At 60.7% G+C, this 12,860-nt stretch carries 11 protein-coding genes and 1 tRNA gene; 10 read left to right on the top strand and 2 right to left on the bottom strand.

Annotated elements, in window-relative coordinates:
* The first annotated feature begins 12 nt into the window (after positions 1-12).
* The 5 genes from IV89_RS08465 to IV89_RS08485 all read left to right on the top strand — a co-directional run bounded on the left by IV89_RS08465 (position 13) and on the right by IV89_RS08485 (position 4,795).
* Complete coding sequence (locus IV89_RS08465) at positions 13-1,047, top strand: cysteine synthase A (RefSeq protein WP_037944329.1); 1,035 nt, start codon at positions 13-15, stop codon at positions 1,045-1,047.
* Positions 1,044-3,386 carry a DUF3772 domain-containing protein gene (locus IV89_RS08470; RefSeq protein ID WP_037944328.1) on the top strand — a complete coding sequence of 781 codons (2,343 nt, stop codon included), beginning with the start codon at positions 1,044-1,046 and terminating at the stop codon, positions 3,384-3,386. Before IV89_RS08465 ends, IV89_RS08470 begins: the two co-directional genes overlap by 4 nt.
* Positions 3,383-4,102 carry an alanyl-tRNA editing protein gene (locus IV89_RS08475; RefSeq protein WP_037944327.1) on the top strand — a complete coding sequence of 240 codons (720 nt, stop codon included), beginning with the start codon at positions 3,383-3,385 and terminating at the stop codon, positions 4,100-4,102. The genes IV89_RS08470 and IV89_RS08475 overlap by 4 nt, the downstream gene beginning before the upstream one ends.
* 82 nt (positions 4,103-4,184) lie before the next feature.
* Positions 4,185-4,274: transfer RNA gene (locus IV89_RS08480), tRNA-Ser, on the top strand.
* 65 nt (positions 4,275-4,339) lie between these two features.
* Positions 4,340-4,795 carry a YqaA family protein gene (locus tag IV89_RS08485; RefSeq protein ID WP_235183786.1) on the top strand — a complete coding sequence of 152 codons (456 nt, stop codon included), beginning with the start codon at positions 4,340-4,342 and terminating at the stop codon, positions 4,793-4,795.
* A gap of 82 nt (positions 4,796-4,877) precedes the next feature.
* On the opposite strand, the gene IV89_RS08490 is transcribed toward IV89_RS08485, so the two are convergent.
* A complete protein-coding gene (locus tag IV89_RS08490) occupies positions 4,878-5,447 on the bottom strand; it encodes a DUF882 domain-containing protein (RefSeq protein ID WP_037944325.1) in 570 nt (189 codons plus the stop codon).
* Positions 5,448-5,802: 355 nt separating this feature from the next.
* Here IV89_RS08490 and IV89_RS08495 point away from each other — a divergent pair, with 355 nt between their 5' ends.
* From IV89_RS08495 to IV89_RS08510, 4 genes are read left to right on the top strand one after another with little or no spacing between them, the layout of a single operon-like run.
* On the top strand, positions 5,803-7,389 hold the full coding sequence (locus tag IV89_RS08495; protein ID WP_005853649.1) for a L,D-transpeptidase family protein: 1,587 nt from the start codon (positions 5,803-5,805) through the stop codon (positions 7,387-7,389).
* A 27-nt stretch (positions 7,390-7,416) separates the two neighbouring features.
* On the top strand, positions 7,417-8,514 hold the full coding sequence (lpxD, locus tag IV89_RS08500; protein WP_037944324.1) for a UDP-3-O-(3-hydroxymyristoyl)glucosamine N-acyltransferase: 1,098 nt from the start codon (positions 7,417-7,419) through the stop codon (positions 8,512-8,514).
* A gap of 35 nt (positions 8,515-8,549) precedes the next feature.
* On the top strand, positions 8,550-8,807 hold the full coding sequence (locus IV89_RS08505) for an acyl carrier protein (RefSeq protein ID WP_037944323.1): 258 nt from the start codon (positions 8,550-8,552) through the stop codon (positions 8,805-8,807).
* A gap of 3 nt (positions 8,808-8,810) precedes the next feature.
* Complete coding sequence (locus IV89_RS08510; protein ID WP_037944322.1) at positions 8,811-10,019, top strand: beta-ketoacyl-[acyl-carrier-protein] synthase family protein; 1,209 nt, start codon at positions 8,811-8,813, stop codon at positions 10,017-10,019.
* A gap of 89 nt (positions 10,020-10,108) precedes the next feature.
* On the opposite strand, the gene IV89_RS08515 is transcribed toward IV89_RS08510, so the two are convergent.
* Positions 10,109-10,747, bottom strand: coding sequence for an invasion associated locus B family protein (locus IV89_RS08515; protein ID WP_235183785.1), 639 nt, complete (start codon positions 10,745-10,747; stop codon positions 10,109-10,111).
* 523 nt (positions 10,748-11,270) lie between these two features.
* Between IV89_RS08515 and IV89_RS08520 the strand changes: the two genes are divergently transcribed.
* The gene (locus IV89_RS08520) at positions 11,271-12,821 is read left to right on the top strand and encodes a helicase HerA-like domain-containing protein (RefSeq protein WP_037944319.1); all 1,551 of its coding nucleotides are present in this window, start codon (positions 11,271-11,273) and stop codon (positions 12,819-12,821) included.
* The last annotated feature ends 39 nt before the right edge of the window (positions 12,822-12,860 follow it).

Below are 12,860 nucleotides of genomic sequence, written 5' to 3' on the forward strand. Positions count from 1 at the left end.
TAGGAGCATCCCATGCACGTCGCATCTGATCTGGCGCAGGCCATTGGCAACACCCCTCTTATTCGTCTGCGCAAGGCGAGCGAGGAAACCGGCTGCGAGATATACGGCAAGGCAGAATTCATGAACCCCGGCCAGTCGGTCAAGGACCGTGCTGCGCTGTTCATCATTCAGGATGCCATCGCCAAGGGTACGCTGAAACCCGGCGGCACGATTGTCGAAGGCACGGCAGGGAACACCGGTATCGGGCTGGCACTGGTCGGCGCATCGATGGGGTTCAAAACCGTGATCGTCATTCCTGAAACGCAAAGTCAGGAAAAAAAGGACATGCTGCGCCTTGCCGGGGCCGAGCTGGTGCAAGTGCCCGCGGCACCCTACCGCAACCCCAACAACTTTGTGCGCTACTCGGAACGGCTCGCGAATGAACTGGCGCGCACCACGAACGAAGGTGTGATCTGGGCCAACCAGTTCGACAACGTCGCCAACCGTCAGGCGCATATCGAAACCACCGGCCCCGAGATCTGGGAGCAGACCGGCGGCAAGGTTGACGGATTCTGCTGTGCGGTAGGATCTGGCGGCACGCTGGCCGGTATCGGCATGGCGTTGCAGCCCAAAGGCGTGAAAATCGCGATTGCCGATCCGGACGGGGCCGCGCTGCATAACTATTACACCAAGGGCGAACTGGTCGCCGAAGGCGGATCAATCGCAGAAGGTATCGGTCAGGTCCGCATCACCAAGAACCTCGAAGGGTTCACGCCCGATTTCAGCTACAACGTCTCGGACGAAGAGGCGCTTCCCTATGTCTTTGATCTGCTGCAACACGAAGGGCTTTGCCTTGGGGCGTCGTCGGGTGTGAACGTGGCCGGTGCGGTGCGTCTGGCCAAGGATATGGGGCCGGGGCATACCATCGTGACGATCCTGTGCGATTTTGGCACGCGCTATCAGTCGAAACTGTTCAACCCCGACTTCCTGCGCGAAAAAGATCTGCCCGTGCCCGCTTGGCTGGACCGCGCCCCACAATCCATTCCCGGCGTCTTCGAAGACCAATGATCGCGACGCTCAGGGGGCTTCTGGCCTGCGGTCTTCTGGCGCTTTGCCTGACGACCGCGGCTTTCGCGCAGACCGACGTCGAAGAAACGGCGGAGCAATGGGATAGTGTTGCGGTCAAGGCGGAACAATCGGTTGAAGAGGCCGACACACCGACTTCCGAACTCGACAGCTTGCGCGGGCGTATCGTCAACTACCGGTCCGAGTTCGAGGCCGCGCGCACGCTGAACGCTGAACGTATCGCTGCGCTGCGCGACCAGCTTGCCGCCTTGGGCACAGCGCCCGAGGGCGAAAATGCCGAACCCGAAGCGCCAGAGGTGGCCAAGACCCGCGCCGACATCAATCAGCAGTTGAACACCCTGCTGGCGCCCGTTCAGATCGCAGAGCGCGAGTTTCTGCGCGCAGACGGACTGGTGCGCGAGATCGACAAGATCATTCGCGAACGCCAGACCGAACGGCTGCTCCGCACCACGCCGTCGCCGCTGAACCCCGTCTATTGGGGGCCCGCGCTGGTCGAGATGCAGGATGCCTTTGCCGCTTTCTGGCAGGAAAGCGCTGAACAGGATACGGACAGCGCGCTGAATACGTTGGAAAACAACCTGCCGACCGTTTTCTTCGCGGGTATTGCCGGCTTGCTCTTGCTGTTCCGCGGCCGTGTCTGGGCGATGAAGATTGCGCATACCCTGCGCGTGCATCAGGCGCGCGGCATGGGGATCTGGCGCTTTGTCGTCTCCCTGTTGCGCATCCTGTTCCCGCTGGTGGGGCTTTACCTGCTGACCATCGCGGCACGGCAATCGGGTTTTCTGGGCACACGCGCGACACAGGTCGTTGAATTGCTGCCACTGATTGGCCTGCTTATCTTCGGGTTCCGCTGGGTGTCCGAACGGGTCTTTGCCCGCGAAGAAGACGAAGCGCTTTTGCCGCTGTCTGCACAGCAACGTAAATCCGCACGGTTCTACGTGAACGCGATCACCTTCGTGATGATCCTGTCTATCGTGGCGCTGACGGTGCTTGAAATCGGCGACCCCAGCTTGGCGACCCGCGCGGTGGTGCAATTCCCGCTGGCGGTGCTGACCAGTCTCGCGCTGTTCCAGATCGGTCGGATCCTGCGCAGCTACCGTGAACCCGAAGAGGATACGCCAGACGCGGATGGCATGACCAAAGCATCGTCCCATGCGCGGGTTGTACGCGGTGCCGGGCTGGGGGCTATTGCGGTCTCTGTTGTGGCACCGCTGCTGTATGCCTTTGGCTATCAAGATCTGTCGGATGCGATCCTGCGCCCCTATGTGACGACACTAGCCGTGCTGGGGCTGGTCATGGCGCTGCAACGCTTTTCCGCGGATGTCTATGGCGCGATCACGGGGCAGGGCGTTGCCGCACGCGAAGCGCTGATGCCGCTGTTCTTCGGTCTGATTTTGCTGTTGTTGGCGATGCCCGTGCTTGCGTTGGTCTGGGGCGCACGGGTCGCTGACCTGACCGAGTTATGGGCCGCATTCTCGCGCGGGTTCACCATCGGGGAAAGCCAGATCTCGCCGTCGAACCTGCTGGCCTTCGCGGTGATTTTTGCGATCGGCTATCTGCTCACGCGGCTGCTGCAAGGGGCGCTGCGCAGCAATGTCCTGCCCAAGACCAAGATCGACATCGGCGGGCAGAACGCGCTGCTGTCGGGGCTGGGCTATGTCGGGATCTTTCTGGCCGCGCTGGCCGCGATCACGGGGGCGGGCATTGACCTTAGCTCACTTGCCATCGTTGCCGGTGCGCTGTCGGTCGGTATCGGTTTCGGTCTGCAGAACATCGTCAGCAACTTCGTCTCGGGGATCATCCTGCTGATCGAACGCCCCATTTCCGAAGGCGACTGGATCGAGGTCGGTGGCAAGTCCGGCTATGTGCGCGATATTTCGGTGCGGTCCACGCGGATCGAAACCTTTGACCGCACCGACGTCATTGTCCCGAACGCCGATCTTGTCAGCGGTACGGTGACCAACTTTACCCGTGGCAATACCGTGGGGCGGGTCATCATCTCGGTCGGGGTGGCCTATGGCACCGATACCCGCCGCGTCGAGGCGATCCTGCGCGAGATCGCGGAGGACCAGCCGCTGGTGCTTGCGAACCCCGCGCCAAATGTGCTGCTGGTGCGTTTCGGGGCCGACGCGCTGGAGTTCGAGATCCGTGCCTTCCTGCGGGACGTGAATTGGATGATGTCGGTCAAAAGCGATATCAACCACGCCATCGTCGAACGCTTTGCCGCCGAAAACATCGAGGTGCCCTTTCCCCAGCGGGACGTATGGCTGCGCACCCGCGCGGGCGAAAAACCCTCTAAGCAGGATGGAGAGGACAGTTGAACGAGCCGATCTACCTCACCGACGCCTATGCCCGCGACAGCGCCGCCAAAGTCACCGCCATCACCGACGAGGGCGGGATCGTGCTGGACCGGACAGTGTTCTATCCCACGGGCGGCGGGCAACCGGGGGACAGCGGTTGGCTGAACTGGGACAAGCAGCGCATGCCGATCGCGACAACGGTCAAAGGGCTGGACGGGTCCATCATTCTGGTTCCGGCCGAACCCGAGGAAATCCCCCAGCCGGGCACCCATGTCACACAGAAGCTGGATTGGGACCGCCGGCACCGGCATATGCGGGTGCACAGCCTGCTGCATCTGTTGTCCGTGGTCGTGCCGTTTCCCGTGGTGGGAGGGCAAATCTCGGCCACGCATGGGCGGCTCGACTTTGACCTTGCCGATGCGCCAGAGGATCGCGACGGCATCGAAGACGCGCTGGCGTCCTATATCGCGCAGGATTTGCCGATTACGGATCACTGGATTACCCAAGCGGAATTGCAAGCCGCGCCTGAGTTGGTCAAGACGTTATCCGTCGCACCACCGGTCACGGCGGCCAACGTACGTCTGGTGCAAATCGGAGAGAGTGACGCATGGATCGACCTGCAGCCTTGCGGTGGTACCCACGTTGCCCGCACCGGAGAGATTGGGGCGGTACGCCTTGGCAAGATTGAGAAAAAGGGGCGCGGCACCCGCCGGATCTACGTCCATCTCGACAGCTGAACGGCGCATTGAAATCTTGTTGAATTTCGCGCGTTTTACCCCTTGCACCCCGCCTGCAGGTCACGTTAAACACCCCCTCAATGGACAGGTGGCCGAGTGGTCGAAGGCGCACGCCTGGAAAGTGTGTAGGCGGGAGACCGTCTCCAGGGTTCGAATCCCTGTCTGTCCGCCATACCCCCCTTACGATATATTCCGCCTGTACGGTGATCGGTTCCGACGCCCCGAACGGGTCGCCAGATGCCCGTTGGCTTGGGCCCGTCGATGACCGGTTACCTGAGCCTTTTTGCGGTCGCCTTTCTTGCAGCGACGATTCTACCGATGCAATCCGAAGCGTTGCTGGTCGGGCTGATGATCCACGGCCAGCACGGGGTTCTGGGGTTGCTGGCGGTTGCCACGGTGGGCAATGTCTTGGGGTCGGTGGTGAATTGGGGGCTGGGGCATGCGGTGCTGCGGTTCCAACACAAGCGCTGGTTTCCTGCATCCCCGTCGCAAATGGCGCGGGCCGAGATGTGGTATGCGCGCTATGGCCGCTGGTCGCTGCTGGTCAGCTGGTTTCCGGTTGTTGGCGATGCGCTGACCGTCACCGCAGGGGTGCTAAGAGAGCCGCTGTGGTCCTTCGTCGCAATCGTCGGCATCGGCAAGGCATTGCGCTATGGCGTGCTGGCCTGGGTGACGCTCGTGTGGATCGGCTGAGCGAAAGAGATCGAATAGCGCGTTGTCTTAAAACGAAAAAAGCGCCCGAGGGCGCTTTGTTTCCGTGATCGTCGTCTGGCGCTTAGCCGCCCCAGTTACGTACCTGACCGCAATCCATATGCACGAAGTTAGAACCGGAATAGCGACCAACACCGCCACCGTTACAGGCAATCGCCGCGCGTGCCATCTGGTTCACCGAACGCGATGCCAGACGCAGGTCAGCCGCCTGACCACGCATATGGAGGGAGTTCTTGGCCACACCGCGCGATCTGGAACGCAGCATCGCGTTGGTCTGCGGGCTGCGGTAGCCGGATAGAAGCATATAGGGCTCGGACACATCCAGAAGGTTATGCGACGCGGCCATGATGTCCACGGTGCGCAAGTCCATCGATTTGACGCCATCGGTACGCCAGTCACGCATGAAATAGTTCAGCTCGGATACGGCATCTTTGATGTAGTTGCCTTCGATCCAATAGATCATGTCGATGCGTTCGCCTGTCCGGCCGGAATACATCTTGATGCGACGAATATCGCCGGCCCCACGCAAAAATCCTGCTGCGTTTGCGAAGGTCGGTGCCGCTGCTACGGCCGTCGCTGCGAATGCGCCCAATACGGAGCGCCGGGTCATGCCCGAAGTGCTCTTACCAGTCATTGATTGTATGTCCCGTCTTCTGCCTTTGGTTCCATGATGTTACACGGAGTTTTCCATCGATCCCCAGATGCAACAATTTATGGCATAGCGCGATTCTTGAACCAAGTGCTGAATCGAAAAGGTTCCATCCATCAACAAATTTAGGCGAATTTTTGCGCAACCCTTAGTTGGTTGTTCATTTTTGCCACAGGGGCGATGCCGATAAGCATCAATTTATCCTTAGTTTTCAGTTCACGGGCATTGTTATTGGACAAGAGCATAGGGTTCCCTGCCTATCTAGGAAATCCAAAGCTCACCGATTTCGGGGGAATCAATGACTCGTATTTTAAGCATTCAATCGCGGAAATTTCGCCGCATGGCAGGTTTTCTGGGGGCTGCTGCCACAGCTCTGACACTCTTTACCGCGCCGCAACCCGCTTTTGCGCAGGTGACCGCGTTCAAACAGGCCGTTGCCGAAGCCGCCGCGCGGGATGAGGATATCGCCGCCTACTACCGGACCCACGGCTATGCACCGATCTGGACCGAAGCGACAGAGACACAGCGCGCCCGACGTGCCGCTCTTATGTCAGCGATCCGCGCGGCTGATTTGCACGGGCTGCCCGTCGCACGCTATGACCCCCAAGGGCTGATGGAAAAGCTCAAAAACGCGCAGACCCCGCGGGATCGCGGGCTGGCCGAGGTCGAGATGACGCGCGTTTTCCTGCAATACGCCCGTGATCTGCAAACCGGTGTGCTGGTGCCGTCGCGCATTGATCCGTCCATCGTGCGCGAAGTGCCATACCGCGACCGTCAGACCTATATCACCGATTTCATTTCTTCCGATCCCACGCCGTTCCTACGCAATCTGCGCCCGCGGACGATGGAGTATAACGCCCTGATGCGTGAAAAGCTGCGGATGGAGCATTTGCTGACCCAAGGCGGTTGGGGCCCCGCGGTGCCTGCATCCTCGCTCAAGCCCGGGGCGCAAGGCACGCAAGTGGTCGCGCTGCGCAACCGATTGATGTCGATGGGGTATCTGAAACGGTCCAACGTGATGACCTATGACGCCACGTTGCAAGAGGCGGTGCGCAGCTTTCAAAAAGATCACGGGCTGAATGAGGACGGCGTCGCTGGCTCCGGCACCATGGCCGAGATCAACAAGAGCGTCGAGACGCGGCTGCAATCCGTCATCGTCGCGATGGAGCGTGAACGCTGGCTGAACAAGGAACGCGGCGCACGTCACGTGCTGGTCAATATCCCCGCCTTCACCGCGTCCGTTGTCGACAACGGGCAGGTCACCTTCGAGACACGCTCGGTCGTGGGGGCGAACCAATCGGACCGGCTGACTCCTGAATTCTCGGATGTGATGGAATATATCGTCATCAACCCGACGTGGACGGTGCCGCGGTCGATCGTGACCAAGGAATATCTGCCGTCGATGCAGCGCAACCCCAATGCCGCGGGTCATATTGATCTGATCGATAACCGCGGCCGGATCATCAGCCGTGGGTCTGTGAACTTTAGCCGTTATACAGCGCGTACCTTCCCATATGGCATGCGCCAAAAGCCGGGGCGGACCAATGCGCTTGGGTTGGTGAAGTTCATTTTCCCCAACAAATACAACATCTACCTGCACGACACGCCCTCCAAGAGCCTGTTTGACCGCGACGTTCGTGCCTTTAGCCACGGCTGCGTGCGGCTCGCCGATCCTTTTGATTTCGCCTATACGCTGCTGGCCCCGCAAGCGGCTGATCCTGTCGCCTATTTCAAACGGCAACTGGCCACAGGCCGCGAGACTTTCGTCCATCTGGATACCGAAGTGCCGGTCCACATCATCTACCGCACCGCCTTCACCACACCGCGCGGCCATACGCAGTATCGCGCCGATATCTATGGTCGCGATGGCCGTATCTGGGATGCGCTGAGCAAGGCGGGGGTGGCATTGGGCGCGGTTCAGGGTTAACTCGTCCCTGATAAGGGGAGACCGCACATGACCTACACCATCCAACAGATCGCCGACGCGCTTGGCTTGCCAGCGGTCGGCGATACCTCCATTTCGATTGCCAAACTGGCAGAGCCGGCAGACGCGGGCCCCGACGATCTCGCGCTCGCCATGAGCCCCAAATACGCACAATCGCTGTCTGACGGATCGGCCCGCGCGGCCATGCTCTGGCCCGATGCCGATTGGCAAGAGATGGGGTTGAAGGCCGCCATCCTGCCGGACCGTCCGCGCTTTGCCATGTCGGGACTGACCCGCATGATGGATCCGGGGCAGGGGTTCGGGGCTGGCATCCACCCCTCCGCCGTTATTGATGAGACTGCCGAACTGGCCGAGGACGTCTCTGTCGGGCCATTGACGATTGTGGCGGCAGGCGCGAAAATCGGCGCTGGTTCTGTCATCGGGCCGCAGTGCTACATTGGGACAGACGCGGTTCTGGGTAAGAACGCCTATCTGCGCGATCATGTCAGCATCGGCGCGCGGGTGCGCATCGGCGATGATTTCATCGCGCAACCGGGCGCGCGGATCGGCGGCGACGGGTTTTCGTTCGTGACGGCTGAACCCAGCACGGTGGAACAGACCCGCAAGACCCTTGGTGATCGCGGCGACACAAAAGCGCAACAATGGACCCGTATTCACACCCTTGGAAGTGTGACCATCGGGAACGACGTGGAATGCGGTATGAACTGCACGGTTGACAGCGGCACCATTCGCAACACCGCGATTGGCGACGGCAGCAAGCTCGATAACCTCGTGCATCTGGGGCATAACGTCGTGGTCGGCAAAAACTGCCTGCTGTGCGGGCAGGTCGGTATCGCTGGTTCCGTGACCATCGGCGACAACGTCGTGCTGGGTGGTCAGGTGGGCGTCAGCGACAATATCACCATCGGCGACGGGGTGATCGCGGGCGGCGGCACCAAGATCCTGTCCAACGCGCCCGCGGGCCGGTCGTTGCTGGGGTATCCCGCGACGGAAATGGGCAAGCAGATCGAAGGCTACAAAGCGCTGCGCCGTTTGCCGCGCTTGCTTCGCGATGTGGCGGCGTTAAAATCCCAGATGGGCACCTCCAAAGACAGTGAGACAAGCTAGGGCCGAGGCATGGCCCGTTCTGACGGAGACTTAGGATGAACATCAAAGATCAGGTCATCAGCATTATCGCCGATCAAGCGTTTCTGACGCCATCGGATGTCACCATGAACAGCACACTCGAAAGCCTTGGCATCGACAGCATGGGCATCGTCGAAAGCATCTTCGCGATTGAAGAGATATTCGACGTATCGGTGCCGTTCAACGCGAACCAGCCGGATGCCACGGGGTTCGATATCTCTAGCGTGGCCAGCATTGTCGCAGGGGTGGAACGGCTGCGCGCCGAGCAGGCCTGACGCGTGAAACGTGTCGTGATTACGGGGGCGGGCACGGTCAATCCGCTGGGGTTGAACGTGCCCGATACGCTTGCGGCCATGCGCAACGGGATGTGCGGAATCGGGCCGCTTGATTTCCGCGACGTGGACCGGCTGTCGATCAAGATCGGCGGTCAGGTCCACGGGTTTGACGGCGAAAGCCAGTATAACCGCCAGAAAATCGCGCTGTATGACCGGTTCACCCAGTTCACCCTTGCCGCCGCGGCGGAGGCGATCCGCCAATCAGGGCTTGAGTTCAAGGGAGAGCTATCGGCGAAATCCGGCGTGGTGCTTGGCACGGCGGGCGGCGGGGTCAGCACATGGGACGATAACTACCGTGCGGTCTATGCCGAAGGGAAGAACCGCGTGCATCCCTTTGTGGTGCCGCGCCTGATGAACAACGCCGCCGCCAGCCATGTGAGCATGGAGCATCACCTCAAGGGGCCATCCTTCACCGTTTCCACCGCCTGCGCATCCTCGAACCACGCGATGGCGCAGGCGTTTTCGATGATCCGCAGCGGGATGGCACCGGCGATGGTCACGGGCGGCTCTGAATCCATGATGTGCTTTGGCGGGGTCAAGGCGTGGGAAGGGCTGCGCGTGATGTCGCGCGACGCCTGCCGCCCGTTCTCGGCCAATCGCAATGGCATGGTGCAGGGCGAAGGCGCAGGCATTTTCGTGTTCGAGGAATATGACCACGCCCGCGCCCGCGGGGCTGATATCCTGTGCGAAGTATCGGGCTTTGCCATGTCCTCTGACGCGTCGGACATTGTGATGCCGTCCAAGGCGGGTGCTGCCCGCGCGATCAAAGGCGCGTTGGACGACGCCCGGATCAACCCGGAGGAGGTGGGCTATATCAACGCCCATGGCACGGGCACGGCAGCCAATGATAAAACCGAATGTGCGGCGGTGGCAGATGTGTTCGGCACCCATGCAGACAGGCTGATGATCAGCTCGACCAAATCGATGCATGGGCATCTGATCGGCGGCACCGGCGCGGTAGAGCTTTTGGCCTGCATCATGGCCCTGCGCGACGGGGTGATCGCCCCCACCATCGGCTACGAAGAGCCCGACCCCGACTGCGCCTTGGATGTGGTGCCCAATGTGGCCCGCGATGCGCGGGTCACGGTGGCGCTGTCCAACGCCTTTGCCTTTGGCGGCATGAACGCGGTACTGGCGCTGCGCGCGATCTGATCTTACCAGCGACACCGCCCATGAAAAAGCCGCCCGCGTCAAACGGGGCGGCTTTTGTCGTCTCAACGGCCCGAGGGCCAAGCGTCTGCTTACCGGTCTTCAACAACCGAGGATTTGTCGAAGCTTGCGGTGAACCCGTCCAGCGACAGCGACAGTTCGACCTTCTGGTCAGGCGCCAGCGCGGGCACGATGGTGATCACGGCCTCTTTCCCGCGTTTGAACGCGGCGACATCGGCTTCGGTCAGGCCCATGCGGACGTAGCAACCAACGGGGTTACAGAAAGCGAAAGGATAGCGGCGCGCTTTGCCACCATCGACGGTCAGCGTCAGCTGCGAGGGCAGGGCTGTTTCCAATGGCACAACCACAGTGGCACCGGCTGTCGCCTTGCCGCCCGCTGGCAGGCGGAACAGCGAGAATTCGGCGACAGGCGCGCCTTGGCCATCATCCATCAGCTGGTACATCTGGCAGGGGTCGACATCTTCTTCGGTCTTGATGCAGCGCATCTCCCAGGCACCGATCACCTCTTTGGTGTAGGGCTTGCCCAGGGTCGGCTCCCCGTCGGCATCTTCACCAAGGCTCAGCTGCGACTGCACGTCGGTGCTGCTGCCGGTGGTGGTGTTTTCTTCCGTCGCGGGTGCCGCTTCAGCGGTCGGCTGCGCCGTTTCCGGGGCGTCTGTTGCTGCGGGCGTTTCCGTGGCTGCAGTCTGTGCGTAACCGGAAACGGGCATAGTCAGAGCCATCGCCGCGCAGAGAGGGAGAAGTGTGATATACTTTTTCATGCTCGTTCCAAATCAGTTAAATTCGACGCCATCTACCATGCGCCAATGCCAATGTCAGGACGATAGCGCTGAAACCATCGTGATTTAAGGCAAAATATTGCCTATTTCATCAGGTTTTCACGGGGGAGAGGCCGGGCGCGGGGGGCTGAAATAGAAAAAAGGACGCGATGCGTCCTTTTCCCTGTTCTTCGTTCTCCCCATCGGACTTGGCCGACTTATTGAAAGCACGTTACGAAAGCATTCGGGCACCGTCAACATAAAATATCACAGCGGTTTCAAGCGCGTAAAACGGACCTCAAACGTAAAAAGGGCCGCACCCGAAGGCGCGGCCAAGTCTGACAGGGAGGAAGTGCCGCCAGCACGAAAAGGACATCACGACCGGCGACAAAATCACTATGGTGTGAAAAGGTTAACTTTGTATGCTCGCTCTGCACTTTGGCTGCAGGTTATTGGCCCAAAAGGAATTAAATACGTGACAAATGATATATTCATCGGCGGCGGTGGCGAAGACTACGCGACGAAACAGTTTCTCAACATCGGCTATGCCAACCGTCATGGATTGGTCGCGGGGGCCACGGGCACAGGCAAAACCGTCACGCTGCAAATCCTGGCCGAAGGTTTTTCCGCCGCAGGGGTTCCGGTGTTTCTGTCCGACGTCAAAGGCGATCTGTCAGGTCTGGCGCAGGCAGGCTCTGCCAGCCACAAGCTGCACACCCCCTTTTCAGAGCGCGCCCAGACCATCGGCTTTGACGATTTCGACTACAGCGCCTTTCCGGTCACCTTCTGGGATATGTTCGGCAAACAGGGGCATCCGGTGCGGACGACAATCTCGGAAATGGGGCCCTTGCTGTTGGCGCAGCTTCTCGATCTGACGGAGGCCCAGGAAGGTATCCTCAACATCGCCTTCCGCGTTGCTGACGAAGACGGGCTTCCGCTGCTGGACCTCAAGGATCTGCAGGCGCTGCTGGTCTGGATCGGGGAAAACGCTTCGACCCTGGCGCTGCGCTACGGCAATGTGTCGTCGGCCTCGGTCGGGGCGATCCAGCGGCGCTTGCTGGTGCTGGAAAACCAAGGCGCGACTGATCTCTTCGGGGAACCTGCGCTGGCGCTCACCGACCTGATGCGCACAGACACGGACGGGCGCGGTTTTATCAATATCCTCGCAGCCGACCAGCTGATGCACTCGCCCAAGCTCTACGCGACCTTCCTGCTGTGGTTGCTGTCAGAACTCTTCGAGGAACTGCCCGAGATCGGCGACCCCGATAAACCCAAACTGGTGTTCTTCTTCGACGAGGCGCATTTGCTGTTTGACGACGCCCCCAAAGCGCTGGTCGACAAGGTTGAACAGGTGGCGCGGCTGATCCGCTCCAAGGGCGTGGGCGTGTATTTCATCACACAGAACCCCGCAGATGTGCCCGAAGATATCCTTGGCCAATTGGGCAATCGCATCCAGCACGCCTTGCGCGCCTTCACCGCGCGTGATCGCAAGGCGCTGCGCCTTGCCGCCGAAACCTACCGCGAGAACCCGCGTTTTGAGACCGAAGACGCGATCCGCGATGTGGGGGTGGGCGAGGCGGTGACCTCCATGCTGCAGAAAAAAGGGATCCCCGGCATTGTGGAACGCACCCTGATCCGGCCCCCATCCTCGCAGCTTGGTCCGATCGATCCGGCCACCCGTGCCGCCCTGATGGCGCAAAGCCCGATGGCGGGGAAATACGACACCCGCCTTGATCGCGCCTCCGCGTTCGAGATGCTGGCCAAACGCGCAGAAGACGCCGCGAAAGAGGCAGCACAGGCTGAAGAACAAGCCGAGGCCGAAGACACATCCCCCGCCTTGCGCGAATTCAACGCGGCGCGGCGCTATGCGGGCAAACGGGTCACGCGCTCGACCTCGAAACGCTCGACCAAAAGCGACGACAGCTTTGGCGGTGCCATCGCGAGTGTCGTGATCAAGGAGTTGAAAGGCACAACCGGCCGGCGCATCGTGCGCGGAATCTTGGGCGGGTTGTTCAAAGGACGCTGAACGCGCTTCCAAATGGTCCTAAATCCTCGCCGAAGGCTG

It is taken from the genome of Sulfitobacter sp. CB2047 (assembly GCF_000735125.2).
GTDB lineage: Bacteria > Pseudomonadota > Alphaproteobacteria > Rhodobacterales > Rhodobacteraceae > Sulfitobacter > Sulfitobacter pontiacus.